This window comes from Blastococcus sp. TF02-8, from assembly GCF_003319175.1.
Classification (GTDB): Bacteria; Actinomycetota; Actinomycetes; order Mycobacteriales; family Geodermatophilaceae; genus Blastococcus.
This window is the reverse complement of the sequence record NZ_QOHK01000004.1, coordinates 1-20106: the sequence shown is the minus strand read 5'-3', so window position 1 is coordinate 20106 and position 20106 is coordinate 1. Positions and strand designations below refer to the sequence as shown.

At 75.1% G+C, this 20106-nt stretch carries 17 protein-coding genes and 1 pseudogene; 6 read left to right on the top strand and 12 right to left on the bottom strand.

The window, feature by feature from the left end:
• Nucleotides 1-28: 28 nt before the first annotated feature.
• Together DQ237_RS20510 and DQ237_RS09270 are read left to right on the top strand one after the other, a co-directional pair.
• Nucleotides 29-3025, top strand: coding sequence for a LuxR family transcriptional regulator (locus DQ237_RS20510; protein WP_113799491.1), 2997 nt, complete (start codon nucleotides 29-31; stop codon nucleotides 3023-3025).
• Between the two features lie 4 nt (nucleotides 3026-3029).
• The gene (locus DQ237_RS09270) at nucleotides 3030-3281 is read left to right on the top strand and encodes a hypothetical protein (RefSeq protein WP_113799489.1); all 252 of its coding nucleotides are present in this window, start codon (nucleotides 3030-3032) and stop codon (nucleotides 3279-3281) included.
• 7 nt (nucleotides 3282-3288) lie between these two features.
• Here DQ237_RS09270 and DQ237_RS09265 read toward each other — a convergent pair whose 3' ends face one another.
• The 6 genes from DQ237_RS09265 to DQ237_RS09240 form a co-directional block, all read right to left on the bottom strand.
• On the bottom strand, nucleotides 3289-5040 hold the full coding sequence (locus tag DQ237_RS09265) for a DEAD/DEAH box helicase (protein WP_240619528.1): 1752 nt from the start codon (nucleotides 5038-5040) through the stop codon (nucleotides 3289-3291).
• A gap of 246 nt (nucleotides 5041-5286) precedes the next feature.
• Nucleotides 5287-7095: a hypothetical protein gene (locus DQ237_RS09260; RefSeq protein ID WP_113799487.1), complete on the bottom strand. Its 1809-nt coding sequence runs from the start codon at nucleotides 7093-7095 to the stop codon at nucleotides 5287-5289.
• A gap of 177 nt (nucleotides 7096-7272) precedes the next feature.
• Nucleotides 7273-8778, bottom strand: a complete 1506-nt coding sequence (locus DQ237_RS09255) for a DUF3592 domain-containing protein (protein WP_147251770.1) — start codon at nucleotides 8776-8778, stop codon at nucleotides 7273-7275.
• Nucleotides 8779-9087: 309 nt separating this feature from the next.
• On the bottom strand, nucleotides 9088-10773 hold the full coding sequence (locus DQ237_RS09250; protein ID WP_113799483.1) for a DNA repair helicase XPB: 1686 nt from the start codon (nucleotides 10771-10773) through the stop codon (nucleotides 9088-9090).
• 93 nt (nucleotides 10774-10866) lie between these two features.
• Entirely contained in the window at nucleotides 10867-11316 is a 450-nt protein-coding gene (locus tag DQ237_RS09245) for a PaaI family thioesterase (RefSeq protein ID WP_205730145.1), read from the bottom strand.
• Nucleotides 11313-13586 carry a helicase C-terminal domain-containing protein gene (locus DQ237_RS09240; protein WP_113799481.1) on the bottom strand — a complete coding sequence of 758 codons (2274 nt, stop codon included), beginning with the start codon at nucleotides 13584-13586 and terminating at the stop codon, nucleotides 11313-11315. Before DQ237_RS09240 ends, DQ237_RS09245 begins: the two co-directional genes overlap by 4 nt.
• Before the next feature lie 188 nt (nucleotides 13587-13774).
• Between DQ237_RS09240 and DQ237_RS09235 the strand changes: the two genes are divergently transcribed.
• Nucleotides 13775-14002: a hypothetical protein gene (locus DQ237_RS09235; RefSeq protein WP_113799479.1), complete on the top strand. Its 228-nt coding sequence runs from the start codon at nucleotides 13775-13777 to the stop codon at nucleotides 14000-14002.
• A gap of 51 nt (nucleotides 14003-14053) precedes the next feature.
• Here DQ237_RS09235 and DQ237_RS09230 read toward each other — a convergent pair whose 3' ends face one another.
• Together DQ237_RS09230 and DQ237_RS09225 are read right to left on the bottom strand one after the other, a co-directional pair.
• On the bottom strand, nucleotides 14054-14386 hold the full coding sequence (locus DQ237_RS09230; protein ID WP_113799477.1) for a hypothetical protein: 333 nt from the start codon (nucleotides 14384-14386) through the stop codon (nucleotides 14054-14056).
• 48 nt (nucleotides 14387-14434) lie between these two features.
• Nucleotides 14435-15202 (bottom strand): endonuclease/exonuclease/phosphatase family protein, encoded by a 768-nt coding sequence (locus DQ237_RS09225; protein ID WP_113800042.1) that lies wholly within the window; start codon nucleotides 15200-15202, stop codon nucleotides 14435-14437.
• A gap of 80 nt (nucleotides 15203-15282) precedes the next feature.
• On the opposite strand from DQ237_RS09225, the gene DQ237_RS09220 reads away from it, so the two are divergent.
• Entirely contained in the window at nucleotides 15283-15849 is a 567-nt protein-coding gene (locus tag DQ237_RS09220; protein ID WP_113799475.1) for a hypothetical protein, read from the top strand.
• Here DQ237_RS09220 and DQ237_RS09215 read toward each other — a convergent pair.
• Complete coding sequence (locus DQ237_RS09215) at nucleotides 15842-16156, bottom strand: DUF202 domain-containing protein (RefSeq protein ID WP_113799473.1); 315 nt, start codon at nucleotides 16154-16156, stop codon at nucleotides 15842-15844. The genes DQ237_RS09220 and DQ237_RS09215 overlap by 8 nt on opposite strands.
• A complete protein-coding gene (locus tag DQ237_RS09210; RefSeq protein ID WP_113799471.1) occupies nucleotides 16153-16512 on the bottom strand; it encodes a YidH family protein in 360 nt (119 codons plus the stop codon). The genes DQ237_RS09215 and DQ237_RS09210 overlap by 4 nt, the downstream gene beginning before the upstream one ends.
• Nucleotides 16513-16654: 142 nt before the next feature.
• Here DQ237_RS09210 and DQ237_RS20170 point away from each other — a divergent pair.
• Nucleotides 16655-16837 (top strand): annotated as a pseudogene (locus DQ237_RS20170) (cold-shock protein); the annotation flags it as partial.
• Nucleotides 16838-17049: 212 nt separating this feature from the next.
• Here the strand turns inward: DQ237_RS20170 and DQ237_RS09200 are convergent.
• Both DQ237_RS09200 and DQ237_RS09195 read right to left on the bottom strand, forming a co-directional pair.
• A complete protein-coding gene (locus DQ237_RS09200) occupies nucleotides 17050-17499 on the bottom strand; it encodes a DUF2771 family protein (protein WP_240619527.1) in 450 nt (149 codons plus the stop codon).
• The gene (locus DQ237_RS09195) at nucleotides 17496-19067 is read right to left on the bottom strand and encodes an MFS transporter (RefSeq protein ID WP_113799465.1); all 1572 of its coding nucleotides are present in this window, start codon (nucleotides 19065-19067) and stop codon (nucleotides 17496-17498) included. Before DQ237_RS09195 ends, DQ237_RS09200 begins: the two co-directional genes overlap by 4 nt.
• A 104-nt stretch (nucleotides 19068-19171) precedes the next feature.
• Between DQ237_RS09195 and DQ237_RS09190 the strand changes: the two genes are divergently transcribed.
• The gene (locus DQ237_RS09190) at nucleotides 19172-19972 is read left to right on the top strand and encodes a DUF3027 domain-containing protein (protein WP_113799463.1); all 801 of its coding nucleotides are present in this window, start codon (nucleotides 19172-19174) and stop codon (nucleotides 19970-19972) included.
• Nucleotides 19973-20106 lie beyond the last annotated feature (134 nt).

The following is a 20106-nucleotide window of genomic DNA, read 5'->3' as shown; positions in this document are numbered from 1 at the left end:
GTCGCAGGTCCGTGCCACGATTCCACCCGTGTCGCGATGGGACGAGGGGCCGCTGGTCGGCCGGGCCGAGGAGCTGGGCCGCCTGCTCGCGCACGTCGAGCGCGCGGCCGGCGGCCGGTCGACCGCGGCCCTGCTCGCCGGCGACGCCGGGGTGGGGAAGACGCGGCTGCTCGACGAGCTGAGCCGGCGGGCCGCCGAGCGCGGCATGCGGGTGCTCACCGGCCACTGCGTCGACCTCGGCGATGTCGGCCTGCCGTACCTGCCCTTCGTCGACCTCCTGCGCCCGGTGGCCTCCGACCCCGAGCTGGCCCCGCGCGCTCGGGAGAACCCCGTGCTGGCCGGGTTCGTAGCCGGGCGGCCTGGCCCCGTCGTGCCGGTGCGCCTGCCCGACGAGGCGCAGGACATCAGCCGTCCGCTGCCGAACCGCGCCGCGCCCCAGCCGCTGGACGACGGCCGGCTCCAGCTGTTCGAGTCCGTCGCCGGTCTGCTGTGCGAGATCGCCTCCTCCGTCCCGCTGCTCGTGGTGCTGGAGGACCTCCACTGGGCCGACCGCTCCAGCCGTGACCTCCTGCGGTACCTGCTGGCCCGGTTCAGCGACGAGCCGATCGCCGTCGTCGCCTCGTACCGGGCCGACGAGATGCATCGGCGCCACCCACTGCGGCCCCTGCTGGCCGAGCTCGTGCGGTTGCCGCACGTCGAGCGCATCGACGTCGCCCCGCTGCCCGACGCGGCGGTCGGCGAGCTGGTCCGCGGGCTGGCCGCGGAGACCGGCGGCATCGCGGAGAACGTGGTGGACGACGTGGTGTCCCGCGCCGAGGGCAACGCCTTCTACGCCGAGGAGCTGCTGGCGGCCGGCCTGCACGGCGAGGCGCTGCCCCTCGCGCTCGCCGACGTGCTGATGGCCCGGGTCGAGCAGCGGTCACCGGCTGCCCAGCAGGTGCTGCGGATCGCGGCCGTGGCCGGCCGGCGGGTCCGCCACGAGTGGGTCGCGGCTCTGGGCGAGCTGTCCCCGGCCGAGCTGGAGCAGGCGCTGGCCGAGGCCGTCCACCACCACCTGCTCGTCGTCTCCGACGACGGCCGCTACCGCTTCCGCCACGCCCTGCTGCGGGAGGCGGTGCTCGCCGACCTGCTGCCCGGTGAGCGGGTCCGGTTGCACGCGGCCATCGCCGCCTACCTGGCCGCCGAGCCGGGCGTGGGCACGGCGGCCGAGCGGGCCCACCACGCCCGCGAGAGCAACGACCTGCCCGGGGCGTTCAGCGCGTCGCTCGAGGCTGCGCAGGCAGCCTGCGCGGTCGGGGCGCCCGCGGAGCAGCTCCAGCACCTGGAGGCGGCGCTCTCCCTGTGGCAGGCGGTCCCGGACGCCGCGGAGCGGTCGGGGCGCGACCACGCCGCGCTGCTCCTCGAGACGGCGGGAGCGGCCCGCGCGGTCGGTGAGCTGCACCGTGCAGTGGCGCTGCTGCGTTCCGCGCTGGAGGTGCTGGGGCCGGAGGCCGACCCGGTCCTGTCGGCGCGCGTGCACTACACGCTGGCGCAGGCGATGGTCCGCGTCGAGGACGTGGCGGGGGCGGCGTACCGGGAGAGCTCGGCGGCCATGGCGCTGGTGCCGGCGGAGCCCCCGTCGGAGGTGCGCACCTGGGCGGCTGCCACGCACGCCCGCATGGGCTACATGGTCGGGGCGTTCGAGGAGGCAGAGGCAGCGGCCGCCGAGGCGCTCGCCGCGGCGGACGCCCTCGGCCTGGACGCCGCCTGGTCCGACATCGCGGTCACCCAGATGCGTTCCCTCCCCGGCGCCGACCCCGCCAGGGTGAAGGCGCGCCTGGACGAGGCGTGGGCGCGGGCCCGGCGGTCGGGCGACGTCGACGTGGAGATCCGGGTGCTGTTCAACCTGGCGACCGTCGCCTTCGAGGCGGGACGGATCGCCGAGGCGCTCGACTGGACGACGACCGGTACGCGGCGCGCCCGTGACCTGGGCATCGAGTGGTCCTACTACGCCGCCGAGCTGCGGCATCTGCACGTGACCGCGCTGTACGTCGCGGGGGAGTGGGACACCAGTCTGGCCGAGGCCGACATGCTGGCCCGAGTGCCCGAGATGGCGGCCCACGTCCGCACCGACGGGCTGCTGGTCCTCGTGGGGCGGGGGGACCCCTCCGCGCGGGCCCGGCTGGAGTGGGCGCGGTCGCTCGTGCCGAAACTGGGAGCGCACGTCCTGCTGGACCTGCTCACCTCCGCCTCGCACGTCGACCTCGCGGCCTGGGAGGGCGACGCGCGGGATGCCGTCGACGTCGCGCGGCAGGCGAGCGAGCGGCTGAGGCGGCGCTGGCCCGAGGACCACCTCGGCGTCCTCAGGATCATCGGGACGGCCCTGGCCGCTGTGGGTGACGCCGCTGCCACGGGTCGGCGGGACGACGACGCCCACGCCGTCGAGCGCTGGACGTCGGCAGGAGCCGAGCTGGTCGGAATGGCGCGGTCGGCCGTGGAGGTCTACCGCGAGCACTACGGCGACACGATCGGCGTGGAGGGCCTGGCGTGGCTCGCCCGCGTCGAGGCCGAGGCGAGCCGGCTGGAGGGGGCGTCGTCGGTCGAGCTGTGGAGCGCGTCGGCCGAGGCGTTCGCCTTCGGCCACGTGTACGAGGAGGCCAGGTCGCGGTGGCGGCTGGCCGAGGCGCTGCTCGCGGCCGGCGACCGGGCGGGTGCGGCGGAGCAGGCGGCCGCCGCGCACGAGGTCGCCGTCCGGCTGGGTGCGCGACCGCTGCGCGAGGCCGTGGAGGCGCTGGTCCGGCGGGGGCGGCTCGACGTCGGGGGAGTGCGGGTGGTCGATCCGGCCGCGGTGCTCACCCCGCGGGAGCAGTCGGTGCTGGCGCTGCTGGCGCAGGGCCGCACGAACCGGCAGATCGGGTCGGAGCTCTACATCAGCGAGAAGACCGCGAGCGTGCACGTCAGCAACATCCTGGCCAAGCTCGGCGCGAACGGCCGCACCGAGGCAGTCGCCATCGCCGCCGCCCGCGGTCTGCTGGCCGCGAGCTGACCCGATGAGCATCTACGGCTGGTACGACCTGACGTGGAAGGAGCAGCGCAGGGTGCTGCGCCTGGCTCGGCGGGGTGAGCGGCATCCCGACCCGTGCACCGCCCGCGTCGCGGAGGAATGGGTTCGCGAGAAGCTCGAACCGGGCGCCTTCTGGACGGTCATCGCCACCCTGTTCGGGGGCGACGATCTGTGGGAGCGCCGGCGCGCGAGGCGGATCATCCGGGTCGCGGCCGGACGGCGATCGGGGAAGCGGTAGTCGCCGCTCAGAGCATCGTGCGGAGACGCTCCCGGCGGGCACGGAGGACGTCCACCGACGCGGACGCCGACGGCGGCCCGGGCACGGACTGGCGCAGCTGCGTGTGCACCACGGCCTGCGGCGTCGACGTCCGGGCCGCGACCCGGTTCACCAGCCGGTTGATCTCCCGGCGCAGCTCCGCGGCGTCGCGCCACGAGCGGCCGGCGTCGTCCTCGTCCGGGTGGTCCTCGACGATCATGAAGTCGCCGTCGTCGGCCCGGTGGCTCTGGGCGACCCGCAGGCGCAGCTCGTCGTCCCGCTTGGCCAGCAGCTCCGCCGTCTGCGCAGGAGTCAGCAGACCCGGGATGCCCAGGAACTCCTCGTCCTCCTCGCCGACGACGACCGTCGCCGCCGAGCCCTCGCCGGTGTGCGCCGTCCCGCTGTGCAGCACGTGCGCGAAGCGGGCGTCGGCCTCCAGGGCCTCCCACTGCTTCATCTCGCCCTCGCGCGGCTCCCGCGGCGGCAGGTCGAGCGCCTCCAGCTCCTCGTCGGGCTGGCTCTTCGGCGGCGGCATGACGTGGTTGCGCTGCTCCTCCATGGAGGCGGCCAGCGACAGCAGCGGCCGGACGGCGGGGAGGAACACCGTCGCCGACTCGTGCGATGCCCGGGAGCGCACCACGCGGCCGACGGCCTGGGCGAAGAACAGCGGCGTCCGGTAGGAGGTCATCCAGGCCAGGACGGCGGCGCGCGGGACGTCGACGCCCTCGGAGATCATGCGCACGCAGACGGCGATCCGTGCGGACCCGGTGGCGAACCGCTCGATCTTCTTCGAGGCCTTCGGGTCGTCGGAGAGGATCAGCTCCGGGGCCTTGCCGGTGACCCGGCGGACGATCTTGGCGTAGGCGCGGGCGTCGTCCTGGTCGCTGGCGAGGATCAGCCCGGCGGCGTCGGGCATGCCGCCGTGCTCGCGCAGGTGCGTGATCCGGTCATCCATCGCGGCGATGACGTGCGCGACCCACTGGCCCTTGGGGTCCAGCGCCGTCCGCCAGGCCTGCATCTCGACCGACTTGGTGCCGGCCTCGCTCAGCGACGCGGCGACGACCTCGCCGGCGGAGTTCCGCCAGCGCGAGGTGCCGGTGTAGGCGGCGAAGACGACGGGACGGACGACGTTGTCGGCCAGCGCCTCCTTGTAGCCGTAGGTGTAGTCGGCGCGGCTGACCAGGCCACCGGCCTCGCCCTCGAAGGTGTCCTCCTCGTAGCGGACGAAGGGGATGCGCTCGTCGGGCTTGGTGCGGAACGGCGTCCCGGTCAGGCAGAGCCGGCGGGCGGCCATGCCGTAGGCCTCCTCGACCGCCTCGCCCCAGGAGAGGCCGTCACCGGCGTGGTGGACCTCGTCGAGGATGACCAGCGACTTCACCGCGGTGGCGCGGGCGGCGTGCAGCATCGGCTTGCCGGCGACCTGCGCGTAGGTGGTCACGTAGCCCTGGGTGCCGGCACGGACCGGCCCGACGGCGTTGGTCAGGTTGGGGTCGAGCACGATGCCCATCGCGTCGGCGGCCTCGGCCCACTGCAGGCGCAGGTGGTCGGTCGGGGCGACGACGATGACGCGGGCGACCTCGCGGCGGGAGAGCAGCCGGGCGGCCAGCGTCAGCGCGAAGGTCGTCTTGCCGGCGCCGGGCGTAGCGGTGACCAGGAAGTCCTTGGGGGACTGCTCCTCGTACTGGCTCAGCGCGGCCTGCTGCCACGCGCGGAGCGGACGACTGGTGGTCTGCGGGCTCAAGGCTTCCGCTCGCAATGCACTCCCCATGACGGGGTCCATCTTCTCTGGCCGAGGGACAACACGCCCAACCGGTCTCCTGCCGCGTGCCCCGACGGCGACGACGTATAGGGATGGCTGACGGGTCGCTGACCTGGTCTTTCACGGAGTCAAGGGGTGCGGCTTGTGGGGATCCTCATGACGTGAGGGACCGCCACGTCACCCCGCCGGTCACGCGCATCCCATCGGCCCCGCGCGCCCGCCGTCCCCTCAGCGGACCGGCTCGCCCGCCTCGCCGTCGTCGCCGTCGGGGCCCGCCGCGAACCGGGCGAAGCTGCCGGCGCTGTCCAGGAGGAGCAGCAGGGACGACGCGTCGGGAACGGAGGCCGGTCCGACGGGCAGCAGCGCTCCCCGTCCCGCCACCTCGAGGACCACGAGCTCCCCGTCGGCGAGCCGTCCATGGGCGGTGAGCGCCACCTCCGGCTCGCCTGCGAGGGCCGCCGCCGTGCCCTGCGGGAGCGGCGTCATCAGCGGCACGGCGACGAAGCGGGCAGGGCTGACCACCGGGTCGCAGACGAGCGCGATCGGGTCGCCCTGCGCATCGGCGGTCAGCAGGCCGACGGCGGGGCGGGGGGGCTGCGAGTGGATGCGGCGCACGGCGCGGACCCTGGTCACCATCTGCCGGCAGCGCAGGCCGGCCCAGGCCGCCGCCAGCAGCACGCCGGCGACGCCGGCCACCGCACCCCAGCCCAGCCGGTCGTCGCGACCCACCAGGCGAGCCCACCCGGGGTCGTCCACGGCGTACTGGACCGTCACCGTCTCGCCCGGCTCGGGCAGCCGGCCCGTCGCCACGTCCGCCAGGTGGACCGATCCGCCTGGCGTCAGGTAGCGCACGAGCACGTCGTCGGGCAACGGGCCCGGACCCTCGACGGGGGCGTCGTCGGTGACCGTGCCGGTGGCGGTCCCCGTCGTGCCGCTGGCCAGCACGTACCACCGGTACGGCCAGGGAGTGGTGATCGCGAGCACCAGGAGGAGCGCGACGACGGGCCCGAGCAGGCGGAGGCCGACGTGGTGGGCGGCCACCGGGCTGCCTGCCCCCAGGGGTCGGCGGGGCTCCTCCCACCCGTTCTCCGGCACCTGGCGCAGCGCGTAGGGCGTGAGACGGGCGACGAGGGAGCTCGGCTGCTCCTCCCGGGCAGGCACCAGCTCGTCCTCGGACAGCGCCGGCAGCTCCCGGTCGACCGGGAGGTGGACCACCGGCCCAGGTGCCTCGTCGGGCCGCAGCCGCCGGCGACGGTCCCGGACCAGGCGCCAGGCGCCCGGCGCGGCGAACAGCCCACCCAGCAGCGGCACCATGATCACGGTCATCTCGGGGTCCACGGCGGCGTCGGTGAACGGCGGCGCCATGGCCCAGACCGCGAGGGCAGCCCCGGCCGGTTCGCCGTCGCAGTCGACCTCGGATTCGTGCGTCTCACCCTCGCGGGTCCAGCTGACGTCGCAGGAGTCGTACTCGGGGTCCGCACCGGTCACGGTCGCGGTGACCGTCTCCCCGCCGAGCACGAGGTAGGTCCAGGCGAGCACCCACGCCGCAGCGAGGGCGGTGGTCGCCATCGCCCACCTGCTCCGCTGCCACCGGTGTCCCACGGGGGCCACGGGGGTCTCGGGGGCCTCAGGTGCCGGGGGGCCGTCCGCCGCTGCCAGCAGGGTGACGAGCGTGGCCGCGTCGTCCTGCTGCAGCGCCACCCGGAGGGGCGTCCGCCCGGGGTGCGAGAGGCGCAGCTCGACGTCGTCCCCGAAGCCGCCCCGTGGGTCGGTGAGCACCGAGACGAACCGGGCACCCGTCAGGTCGATCTCGGTGCGGTCGCGCCGCTCGCGCCACGTCGCCCGCGCGCCGGAGAAGTGCAGCCGCCCGGACCGGAGCGGCGCGGAGCCGACCGCCAGCCGTGCGCGGCAGGCCACCGCCGCGCCGTCGTGGAGCCTGCCCCGACGTCGCCTCGCCCGGACCATGCGTACCCCGCCGATCACGAGGCCGAGCACGGCGGCCGCCAGGACGGTGAGCAGCGGGGACAGCAGATCCACGGCGCCGTTATCGGCACCAGGTGTAGCCCGATCAAGCTCGACCGGGAGCACCGTGCGCCGCGACGCTCGGTCGGCGGCTCGTCCACGCAGTCCGGACCGTTGACCGCACCTGGACCGGCCCGTTCCCCGGCGCCGCACCGTCGGCGGCCAGCTCGACAGCGGCGCAGCGGCCGTCGGTCAGCTCAGGCGGGCACGTACCAGGGGTGCTCCCTTGTCAGGGGAGAACACGGCGTGCTCGCCGTCGCGGACCCACCACGCGTCCTGGACCGGCTCGGTTCCGTCCTCGCGGGTGGGCCAGCCGGCCCGGCGGGACGAACGCCAGGTGGTGCCGTCCGGTGCGGTGAACAGATACCGGCTCTTCTCGTAGCGCGCCCGGACCATCACCGGCGACCACACCCCACGGGCGAGCATCGACCTCGCACGCCGATGCGAGAGCAGGACCGGGAGCCCGTAGGCGATCCCGGAGAGGGATCCCAGGCCACCGACGGTCAGGAGCAGGGCTGTTCCCCTCGGCTCGAAGGTGACGTCGTCGATGGTGAACCGATCGGGGTCCGCCGGATCGAAGAACACCTCGACGTGTTGCCCGAGGTCGTAGTCGTTGCTGTCACCCGGGACGTGCCCCCTGTGCTGCGTGCCGTCGACGGTGAAGCGCACGTCGAGGCCGCCCCGCCGCCGTCGGCCCTCCGGATGCAGTTCGACCACGGTCCCGACCGTCGTCGCGCCCTCCGCACGCAGCTGCCGGTCAGCGTGGTCCTGAACGAGCCACATGCCGACCGAGAGAAGCAGCGAGGCGGCGACGCCGATGAGTCCCACCCGCGACCACCGCCGCCTGCGGGCGACTGCCGATGCGGTGCGCGGCTCCGCGAGAGCGGCCTCGCTCGATTCCCCGGCGCGCGGCGGCTCGGCGCCGACGAGCCGGAGGAACGTCGCGTCCCTGCGCCGGTGCCGGGCGACCCGCCATGCCAGCAGGGCACCGACGGCCAGCAGCGGGGCAGCGACGACGCCCCCGCTGAGGGCCAGCGCGGGCCGGGTGGACACGGGGTCCTCGATCTCGCCCCAGGGCACCAGGACCTCCAGCCTGCTCCCGGCCCGCTCGCCGAAGCAGTCCGACCGACCCTCGATCGCTGTCCCCGTCGGGTCGGTCCAGGCGACCTCGCAGGTCCAGCCGTCGTCGCTGCTCAGCACGGTGGCGTCCGCGGTGTAGCCGTCGGTGCCGACGAGGAACATCAGCCCGGCGAAACCGACCGCCAGCGTGAGGAAGGCGGCTGCCCACGCCGTTCCCCGAGCGCGGGTGGCGCGCCATGGCTCCAGACCGACCGGATCCTGCCCCGACAGCAGCCGCACGGTGGCCGCTGCCTCCGGGGCGGGCAGGTCCAGGGCCATCTGTCGTCCCTCGGCCGTCCAGAGCTGCAGGCGGACGGTGGCCTGCCGACCCCAGGAGGCGTGGCCGGTGGGACCGAGTCGCACCGGCCCCCGCAAGCCCACTGGTTCGTGCCCGCGCTCGCGCCAGGTCACGTCCGCCGCGGTGAGTCGCACACGCCCCCGGGACCCCCGCCCGTCGGCCCGGAGGAGGCGACCCCGGACGACCACGGCGGTGTGCGGGGAGGCCTGCCGGAGCAGGAGGACGGTCACCAGGAACACGCCCACGCCCACCGCGACGAGCATGGCGACGAGCGAGATCACGCCTGCCACTTCGGCGACCACCGCCGCATGTTCAGCCGAGTCCCCGCCGCACGCGCTCCACGCCGCACGCCCAGGTCCGAGCATCAGCTCGCCCGACCGAGCCGCCCACGCTCGACGCGAGGATCGCCGACGCCGTCAGGGGCCGCCTCGCTCGATGTGGGACCACGGGCGCGCCGTACGTCACCGGCATCACCGGTTTCTCGTGGACCAGCACCGCCGCGCCGAGCGGGAGGACGCCGACCCTTGGAACGGCGCCACGGCAGGACGCTACGGCGGCAGCGTCGACCGTCGCTGACAGCCGAACGCGGATCAGTCGGCGGGCTCGTCCACCCAGTCGGGGCCGTTGACCTCGCCCGGACCGGCCAGGTCGTCGGCGTCGACGATCGTGTACGCGTAGCCCTGCTCGGCCAGGAAGCGCTGCCGGTGGGCTGCGTACTCGCTGTCCAGGGTGTCGCGGCTGACCACCGTGTAGAAGTGCGCCTGCCGGCCGTCGGCCTTGGGGCGGAGCACCCGGCCGAGCCGCTGCGCCTCCTCCTGCCGGGAGCCGAACGTCCCCGACACCTGCACGGCGACGGCCGCCTCGGGCAGGTCGATGGAGAAGTTCGCGACCTTGGAGACGACCAGCGTCTTGATCTCGCCGGCGCGGAAGGCGTCGAAGAGCTTCTCCCGCTCGCGGTTGGTCGTCGACCCCTGGATCACGGGCGCGTCGAGCGCCGTCCCGAGCTCCTCGAGCTGGTCGAGGTAGGCGCCGATGACCAGCTTCTGCTCCTCGGGGTGGCGCTCCAGCACGCGGCGGATCACCGGCAGCTTCGAGTGCGCCGTCGCCGCGATGCGGTACCGCTCCTCGGGCTCGGCGACCGCGTAGGTCATCCGCTCCTCGTCGTCGAGCGCGACCCGCACCTCGATGCACTCGGCCGGCGCGATGTAGCCCTGCGCCTCGATGTCCTTCCACGGGGCGTCGTAGCGCTTGGGCCCGATGAGGGAGAAGACGTCGTCCTCGCGGCCGTCCTCGCGCACCAGCGTGGCGGTGAGGCCCAGCCGGCGGCGGGACTGCAGGTCGGCGGTGAGCCGGAAGATCGGCGCGGGCAGCAGGTGCACCTCGTCGTACACGATCAGGCCCCAGTCCTGGGCGTCGAACAGGTCCAGGTGCCGGTACTCGCCCTTCCGGCGGGTGGTGATCACCTGGTAGGTCGCGATGGTGACCGGCCGGATCTCCTTGCGCTCGCCGGAGTACTCGCCGATCTCGTCCTCGGTCAGCGTGGTGCGCGCGATCAGCTCGCGCTTCCACTGCCGGCCGGAGACGGTGTTGGTCACCAGGATCAGCGTCGTCGCCTTGGCCTCGGCCATGGCCGCGGCGCCGACCAGCGTCTTGCCCGCGCCACAGGGGAGGACGACGACGCCCGAGCCGCCCGCCCAGAAGCCCTCGACGGCCTCCTGCTGGTAGTCGCGCAGCTGCCAGCCGGCCTGGTCCAGGAAGATCGGGTGGGCCTGCCCGTCGACGTAGCCGGCGAGGTCCTCCGCGGGCCAGCCGACCTTGAGCAGCGCCTGCTTGAGCCGGCCGCGCTCGGAGGGGTGGACGACGACGGTGTCGGCGTCGATGCGGGCGCCCAGCATCGGGGCGACCTTCTTCGACCGCACGACCTCCTCCAGCACCGCGCGGTCGGTGCTGGTGAGCACCAGCCCATGGACCGGGTTGTTGGCGAGGGTGAGCCGGCCGAAGCGGTCCATCGTGTCGGCGACGTCGACCAGCAGCGCGTGCGGCACCGGGTAGCGCGAGTAGCGGACCAGCGCGTCGACGACCTGCTCGGCGTCGTGACCGGCGGCGCGGGCGTTCCACAGCGCGAGCGGCGTGACCCGGTAGGTGTGCACGTGCTCCGGGGAGCGCTCCAGCTCGGCGAACGGCGCGATCGCCGCCCGGCACTCACGGGCCAGCGGGTGGTCGACCTCGAGCAGCAGGGTCTTGTCCGACTGGACGATGAGCGGACCGTCGTTCAACGCGGAGATCCTTCGTTCGGGGAGGCGGCGCGACAGCGTGCGCCGGACTGACCACGGTAACGCCGGAGGACGACGACCCCTTCCCCGTGACGGTCAGGTGCGCGGGCGCCAGCGCTTCCAGAGCGCGGTCGCGGCCGCCCGCGGCTTGCCGTCCCACCGCAGCTCCACCTCGGCGGTCATCTGGTCGTCGCTCGCCTCGACCACCCGCGCGAGGAGCTCCACCGGCTCGGTCAGCGGAGCGGGCCGCAGGAAGCGGACGTCGAGCCCCGCGGTCACGTATGCCAGCCCGCCGCCGGGGGCGAGCAGCCCGCGCTGCTCCGCCTCGTGCATGACCGCCGCTGCGCTGTGGCAGTCCAGCAGCGTCGAGATGATGCCGCCGTTGAGGTACCCGAGCCCGTTGTCGTGCTCCGGCCACGGGGTGAAGCTCGCCGTGACGCCGTCCTCACCCGGATAGCTCCGGATCCGGAGACCGCGCTCGTTCGCCGGCCCGCAGCCGAAGCAGGTCATGTCCGGGATGAGACGTTCCTGGATGCTGGGGATCACCCGGGCAGCATGCCCGAGCCCGGTGCGCCGTCCTCCTCGACCAGGGCGACCGAGGTGATCCGGTGGACGGCGAAGGTGCGGTTCTCGCCGCGCCGCTCGTCGTAGCCCTGCAGGAACCCGCCGACCAGCGAGACCGGCTGCACCACGCGCTGGCTGCCGCTGCCCTGCGCGTCCACGTAGCCCAGCCACACCGGGATGCCCTCGCGGACCGCCTTCGACAGCAGCTCCAGGGTCGACGCCGTCGTCACCCCGGGCACCTGGCGCACCGCCTCGCCGCGGCGGGCGGCCAGCGCGGCGTCACCGGCGCGGACCTCCCGCACGACCGCGGCGCGCTCGTCCCCGGTCAGCGGCCGGGCGGTCGGCGCGTGCTCGGTGCCGGTCCGCCGGCCGGCGGCACGCGGCCGGGCCGGGGGTCGGGTGAGGACGGCGCCCCCCGGGTTCTCCCCGGCCGGGGCGTAGCCCGCCTCCCGCAGGACGGTGAGCACCTCGTCGGCACCCAGCCCGCTGACCAGCACGCCGGGCGCGAGACGGCGCAGCTCGGCGGGGGCGGTGCGGCGGTCGCCGAGCACCTGGGAGAGCAGCCCGTGGTCGTCGGAGCGCACGTAGGACTCGATCGACCCGACCCGCAGCCGCCCGTGCTGCCGCGCGACGTCGTCGACCAGGTAGTCCAGCGCCTGGGGGACCGGGGTGCGCGAGGCCTTGGCGAGGAAGTCGTGCAGGTCCGAGGCCGACCAGCCGACGTCCAGCGCCCGCCGCACGCTGGCCTCCGACACCCGGAACACCGTCGCGCCGCCGGAGGACTCGACGTCGGCGACGACGGACAACGTGTCGGCCAGCTCGGCGACCAACGGACCGGGCGCGATCAGCGACAGGTCGGGCTGGGCGAGCACGTGGTCGACCGGCTCGGGCAGCAGCCCACGCATGCCGTCGGCGGCGCCGTCCTCGCCGGTGGCGAGCAGGCCGCGGCCGCCGGTGGACAGCGCACCGGAGACCAGGACGCCGAGCCGCGCGGCCTCGGCCAGCATGGCGGGGACGGGCGCCAGCCGGTCCGCCCGCCGCGGGGTGCGCCAGCGCAGCAGCGCGGTCAGCTCCTCGGCCGGCAGGCCGGCACCCGCGGGCAGCTCGGCGAGCACACCCAGCGCCGAGCGCCGGATCGACGGGGCGGTGTGCCGCACGAGATCGGGGGAGAGCGGGTTGGCCGACTTCCCGGCGACATCGCGCACGCCCACCAGCGACGGCAGCCGCACGCCGTCCAGCCAGCCGGCCGCGAGCACGGCCCACCGGTCGGCGAGGTCCTGCTCGCGCCAGATGTCGTAGGCGCGGGTGGGCAGCCACTCGTCGCGGTGCGGCCCGCCGACGTCGAGCAGTCCCGCCGCGAACGCCAGCTCCAGCAGCCATGCGGCGTCGGGCTCGCTCACCTTGAGTGCCTTCGCCAGCCGCTTCTGGTCGCGCACGCCGACGCCGCCGCTGCGCAGCAGCCCGGCCGGCTCCTCCTCGAGCAGCGCCAGCAGCTCGCCGATCCGGCCGACGGACTCCAGCGCCGCACCGGCGGCCTGCCGGTCGACCACCTGCGGGTCGCGGACGCCCACCGCCGGCTCGGGACGGCGGCGCGGCGGGCCGTAGGGCAGGTCGCCGCGCAGCAGCAGCCCGATCTCGCGGGGGAGCTCCACGTTGAGCGCGTCGATCCGGGCCAGCAGGCCGCGCTGCAGGAGCCGCCGGGCGGGGGACCCGGTGCCGTTGCCCGGGGCGTCGGGGAGGTGGCCGACGGGTCGCTCGCCGGCCAGCCGCTCGAGCACCTGCCGCTCCTCGGGCGTGAGCTCGGCGAGCGCCGCGGGAAGGTCCGCGGGCAGCTGCAGCCGGAGGTCGACGGCGCGGCGGCCGAGCCCGGCCGGATGGCGGACGGCGCGGCGCACCGGGTCGGGGGCGTGCAGCACGTCGTCGCCCCACAGCAGCGCCCGGGTGGTCAGGGCGTCGAGGGCCTCGGTCAGCACCTCGTCGGGGACCTGGGGGAGGGCGGTGATCAGCTCGTCGGGCGCCATGCCGTCGGTCGGCGCGAGCAGCACGACGTCGAGCACCTGGAGGGTGGCGGCGTCCAGTTCGTCGAGCGCCCGGTCGACCGAGACCGGCACCGCCAGCCGGCTGGCGAGGGCGACGACGTCGGACGGCGCGGGGCGCGCGACGTCGGGGCGGGCCGCCAGCAGCGCGCTCAGCTGCTCGTCGCTGCGGGTGCGCAGCCAGGCGGCGAGCGTGGCAGGGGCTTCCGTGGACATCCGGTCCACGCTACGTCGCCGGCCGTGCCGACGCCGCTGCCGGCCGGGCGGGTGCACCTCGAGGGTGGGGGCCGCTCCGCCGGAGGGAACTCGCCCGGGGCGGCGCCGTGCGCCGCCCGGGGCGGATCGGCGAAGATGGACGACGACAGTGCACCGCGCGGTGCACGCGTACCGCACACGGAGGCGTCATGGCCAAGCGCAACGAGAAGCACGCGCACCTGGTGGAGCCCACCTGGGGCGAGTCCGAGAACGGTGGCCCGCCGCTGACCGAGCTCTCCGCCTCGGTGGCCGGGCCGCTGTCGCCGTTCGGGCAGGACCACAGCTTCCCGCTGCCGGCGTCGGTCCTGCGCTACGCCCACCCGACGGACAAGCCGAACCGGGCCGGCGTGCAGCTGCCGGAGAACCGCAAGCGCTGACCGGCCGGCGGTCGGCGGTCCCTGAGCGGGCCGCCGACCCGCCGAGGCCGATCAGGCGTCGGCCTTCTTCGCCCCCGAGTCCGCCGGGGTCAGCCGGACGATGAGCTTGGAGATCAGGCTCCCCACCACGACCCAGACCACCGCGGCCAGCCCCGCGTTGATGGCCTCGGCGATCTTGGGGTCCGACGGCGTGAACAGGTCCTTGGTGAACCAGCCGAAGGAGTCGCGCCAGTTCGCCGCGAAGGTCACCAGCCCGTTGCTCGGGTTGGCCTCGAACAGCACGAACAGCGCGTGCACCACGATCACCGCCGCGATCACGGCGCACACCACCCGCACGATGGTGGCGACGAGGGACAGGATGCGGGCGGTTCCGCTGCTGGCCATGCCGGAATGATGGCGTGACCGGGCCGGACGCGCGACCCGTCGGTCGCCTCAGGCCGGCTCGACCGGGACGACCAGCGCCCGGTGGTCCGACAGCGGGAGCCGCACCGCCTCCGCCGGGCCCGCGGCCCGGATCCCGCCGCGCACCAGGACGTGGTCCAGCTGCCGCATCGGCCGGGGAGCGGGGAACGTGGCGGCCGCGGCGATCGGCTGCAGACCGCTGTGCCGGGCGGCCGGGCGGCGCTGCATGTTGAGGTCGCCCATCAGCACCAGCGGCTCCCGGGTGCCCTCCAGCGACCGGACCAGTGTGCGCAGCTGGTGCCCGTTCCACCGGGGGATGAACGACAGGTGCGTGTTGCAGACGGTCACCTGCCCGAACGGCCCGTCCACCACCGCCGCGACGGCGACACGGGGCTCGTCCCGCGCGAGGAAGGGGCGGCGCGTCTGCTCCGACCACAGGGGCACGCTGGCCCGCAGCGGGGCCAGCCGCACGACACGCCAGGAGACCACGGGGTAGCGCGACAGCAGCGCGATGCCGTAGCTGGCCGATCCGGGCTGTTCGTCGCCGGTGGCCGCCATCCACGTGCCACCGGGCGTGCCGGAGAGGGCAGCCACGAACTGCGAGTCCACCGCGCCCATCGCCTCCGCGGCGACGGCGGTCAGGTCCGCTCCCAGGGACCGCGGCTGGTCCCGGTCGACCTCCTGCAGGCCCACGATGTCGGCGTCCAGGCTCTTCACCGCGGCGGCGAGCCGGTCGACGTCGACCCGGCCGTCCTCCAGCGAACGCCCGTGCAGGATGTTGAAGGTCGCGATGCGCACGAGCACCCTGTGCCCCGCATGCCGCGCGATCTACCCCAGCACCGTGCGTGCGTCCGGTGTCACCGGGTAGCGAGGCCTCCGTGCAGCCCTCACCCCGCGACCAGGTGCGCGATCTGCTGAAACGGACCGCTGTCGCGCTGAAGCAGGGCGAGGTGCCGTTCGCCCTCTGCGGTGGGTACGCCGCCTGGGTCCGCGGGGCGCCGGAACCCGATCACGACGCCGACTTCCTGGTGCCCGCCGCCGAGGCCGAGCGGGCGGCCAAGGCGCTGGCCGACGCCGGGCTGGAGGTCGTCGACCCGGCCGAGGACTGGCTGCTCAAGGTGGTGCGCGACGACGTCTTCGTCGACGTCATCTGGCGCACGTGCGGCCGGCCCACCGAGATGGACCTCGTGGACCGGGCCGAGGTGCTGCCGGTGCTCTCGGTGCAGATGCCGGTGCTCGACCCCACCGACATCCTCACGACCAAGCTGATGGCCCTCGACGAGCACTACTGCGACTTCTCCAGGCTGCTCCCGGTCGCCCGGGCCCTCCGGGAGCAGGTGGAGTGGGCGGAGGTCGCGCGCGACGTCGCGACCAACGACTTCGCCGTCGTCTTCCTGCAGCTGCTCACCCGCCTGGGCATCGTGGCGGGGGAGCAGGTCAGCTGAGGACGACGGCGACCGCGGCCACACCGGCGGTGAGCAGCACGGTGGCGGTGACGGAGCGGGGCGCCCACCGATCGTCGACGGCGGTCCGCCGCTCCACGTGCCGCCGCACCTGGCGGTAGCGCAGCGGCGCCATCGCTCCGAGCACGGCGAGCCCGAGCAGCGCGACGCAGCCGGCGGCGACCAGCAGCGCCGCGCGTCCGGTCTCCAGGGCGCGGTGCCCGAGCAGGCCGCCGACGCCCAGCACGCCGAGGCCGGTGCGCTGCCAGGCCAGTGCCGTCCGCTCCGGCTGGGTCTCGACCGCGGTCACCGCTGCAGGACCTCCACCCCCACGAGCACGCCGACCACGACCACCACCGAGGCGACGGCGGCCGCGACCGCGGTGACCGCCGTTCCGGCGGGCAGCGGCCGGCCCGCCCCGATCGCGGCCTCGTTGGCGCGCCACCGGCGGTAGCCGGCGAGCGCCGTGAGCAGGCCGACGAGCACCAGGGCCAGCGCGACCGCGGCGCTGCCCCAGCGCACGCCGAGGTCCGGGGCGTACGTGGCGACGGCCACGCCGCCGGCGACCAGTGCCAGCCCGGTGCGCAGCCAGGCCAGCAGGGTGCGCTCGTTGGCCAGGGTGAACCGGTAGTCGGGGTGCTCCCGGGCCTGCTGCGTGTCGGGCACCCGGTCAGGCTAGGGACGCGCTCGGGAAAAGGCAGGTCCGGCCGGGAGCCCGGGCGGTTAACCTGTGCACCGAGCGGTTCCGTGCCGCCGATGTCGTCACCGGCCGCGCGCCGCGCCACACCGAGGAACTGAGGGATCCACCGTGCCCACCGGCAGAGTGAAGTGGTTCAACGCGGAGAAGGGCTTCGGCTTCCTCTCCCGCGAGGACGGCCCCGACGTCTTCGTGCACAAGGACGCCCTGCCGGCCGGTACCGACCTCAAGCCCGGTCAGCGGGTGGAGTTCGGCATCGTCGCCGGCCGTCGCGGCGACCAGGCGCTGCAGGTCCGCCTGCTCGACCCGCTGCCCTCGGTGACGGCGTCGGTCGCGGCGGCGAGCCGGAAGAAGCCCGACGAGCTGGTCCCGATCATCGAGGACGTCATCAAGCTGCTGGACGACGTCTCCGAAGGGCTGCGGCACGGCCGGCACCCCGACCGGCAGCACGCCCGGAAGGTCGCGACCGTCCTCCGGGCGATCGCCGGCGACCTCGAGGCCTGACCTCAGCCGCCCGCGCGCAGGAAGCCGATCGGCCAGGCGCCGGACCACTCGCCGCAGTCGCCGCCCTTGTCCTCGATGACCACGAGGTAGAAGGCGGGGGTGGCGACGTCGGAGGAGTTGATCTCCTCGAAGGTCTCGCTGCCGTCGGGCACGTCGACCTCGCCGATCACGTTCTCGAGCTTGTCGTCGAAGACCTGCACCTGCCAGCCGCTCTCCGCGACCGCCTCGGGCACGGTGAGCCGGATCGTGGTGTCGGGGGAGACCTCGACGATCGGCGGCGTGACCTCGTAGCGCTGCCGGTCGCCGTCGAGGCAGTACTGCGTGGCGCGGGCGCTGATGTCCTGGCTGCCGGACTGCACGCGGACCTCGCCGGGGCCGGTGGGCTCGGACCCGCAGCCGGTCAGGGCGGCGACGAGACCGACGGCGATCAGGGCGGGCGCGGTGCTTCTCACGACCACGACGGTCCCACCGGCGTCGTCGGTGGTTCCGCGGGCCCCGGCGCCGGCGTGCTCGACCGGCCGCGGTAGAGGGTCCACAGCACGAGCCCGACCGCGACGGCGAGCAGCACCGCGGCAACGGTGAAGCCGAGCCAGCCGGTCGGGGGCAGCGCGATGCCGAGTGCGCCGCCGACCACCCACGCGAGCTGGAGCATCGTCTCCGAGCGGGCGAACGCCGAGGCGCGCAGGCTCTCGGGCACCTCCCGCTGGATGATCGCGTCGAGGGAGACCTTGCCGATCGCGTTGGCCACCGCGGAGACCCCGGCGACGAGCACGGCCATCCCGAACCCGTAGAACACCGCGGCGAGCACGGTCACGACGGCGGCCGTCCCGGCCGCGTAGAGAACCAGCCGGTCGGGGGCGGCACCGTGCAGCCGGGAGCCGGCCGCCGTGCCGGCGAAGCTGCCCACGCCCGCTGCGGCGGCGAGCGCGCCGAGCGCGAGCGTGGCCTCCCAGCCGTCGGGGAAGGTGGCCTGCACCAGGAAGGCGCAGAAGATCGTCAGGAACCCGCCGAGGCCGCGCAGCGCCGCGTTGGCCCGCAGCGCGAGGACGACGTGCGGATCGACCTGCCGCCGCCGGCCGGGGACGCGGATCTCCGCGGTGCTCAGCACGTCGGCAGGTTCCTCGCCGGTCGGCACGTCCACGTGCTGCGGCAGCCGGACGGCCAGCACGCCGCCGGCGACGAACACCGCGGCGGTGGCCCACAGTTCCCACCGGGTGCCGAGCAGCGAGGCGACGCCGGCGGCCAGCGCCCCGGCCGCACCTGCGGTGGCCAGGCCGAACACCGACAGCCGTGCGTTGGCCGAGGTCAGGGACATGGCACCGGGCAGCACCCGGGGGACCACCGCGGCGCGCAGCACGTTGTGGGCCTTGGAGAGGACCAGGACGCCGAGCGCCGCGGGGTAGAGCCACAGGTCGTCGACGTGCGCCGCCATCACCAGCGCCAGCGCGGCGCGACCGACGAGGGATGCGGCCAGTGCCCAGCGGCGGCCGCGCTGCAGCCGGTCCAGGGCGGGACCGATCACCGGCGCGACGACGGCGAACGGGGCCATCGTCACCAGGAGGTAGAGGGCGACGTTGCCGCGCTGGGCGTCGGCGGCCGCGGCGAAGAAGAGGGTGCCGGCCAGCGAGACGGCGATCATCGCGTCGCCGGCCATGTGCAGGGCGTTGACCCACAGGAGCTGGGTCAGTCCGCTCTCGGCCGCGCCGTCCGCGCGACTGGCGGCCCGCACCCGACGGGCCGCTGCGACGGTCAGCTCGCGGCTGCGGGCCGCCGCTACCCGGGTGACCGTCTGCTTCCCGCCGCCGGGAGGGGGCGGGGGCGCCGTCGGCCCCGGGACGGGGATGGACGCCGTGGGTCGGTCGTCGCCCGGCGGTTGCGGCGAGGCCGTGGGCATCGGCCGGGTCTGCGGGCGGGGGACGCCGAGCGGGGTGGTGTCCGGCGGACCGGCCGCGGGGGAGGCGCGCCGTCCGGACAGCCGGGACCGCCGGGGGGCACCGGGCGGACGGCGGGAGGCGGGCACCCGCCCATGGTGCCGCACCGACCTGGGAGTCCGGTCCGGCCGCGAGCACGACGCCGGGGGACGCGCTGTGCCTCCGGTACCCCCTCGTCCGCCACAATGGGGTCGTGTCCGAAGCCTCCGCCGCCGTCCGGCCCGCCTCTCCCGCGGGCGACCCGCTGACCGCCGCGGTCGAGCCGGCCCGTGCGGCCGCCGTCGAATCGGCCGGTGACGCCGCTCTGGTCGGGAAGCACCTCGGTGCCGCCCCGGAACCGGCGGCCGGACCCGAGCTGGGCGAGGTGGTCACCCACACCTTCGCCAGCACGCTGCCCGGCTACGTCGGGTGGCACTGGGCGGTCACCCTGGCCCGCGTCCCGGGGGAGGACCGGGTCACCGTCGACGAGGTCGTGCTGCTCCCGGGCGACCAGGCGCTCCTCGCGCCGGCCTGGGTGCCGTGGCACGAGCGGCTGCGCCCCGGCGACCTGTCGGTCGGCGACGTGCTGCCCTCCACCGAGGACGACGTCCGACTGTCCCCTGCGTACACGGTGGACGACGACTCGGCCAAGGACCCGGAGGGCCGGGTCGTGGCCGCCGAGATCGGCCTGGGCCGCGAGAGGGTCATGTCGCGGGAGGGCCGCTCGGAAGCGGTCGGACGCTGGACGGCGGGCGAGTTCGGGCCCACGGCGCCCATGGCGCGCCAGGCCCCCGGGCCGTGTGCCACCTGCGGCTTCTACCTGCCGCTGGCCGGTTCGCTGCGTCAGATGGTGGGTGCCTGCGGCAACGCCTACGCCCCGGCCGACGGCCGCGTGGTCACGGCCGACTACGGCTGCGGTGCGCACAGCCAGGCGACCCTCGTGGTCGTCCAGGACACCGAAGTGGTCACCTCCGCGCGCTACGACACCTCGGAGTACGACGTCCTCACCGACTGACCTGCGCGGCTCGTTCAGCCGGCGCGGGTGGTGACCGGTTCGGTGGTGATCCGTGGGAGGACGTGGATCTCGGTGCCGTCGGGCCGGTAGGTGTGCCATCGGCCGCGGGTGTCGCGCTCGATGGAGAACCCGTG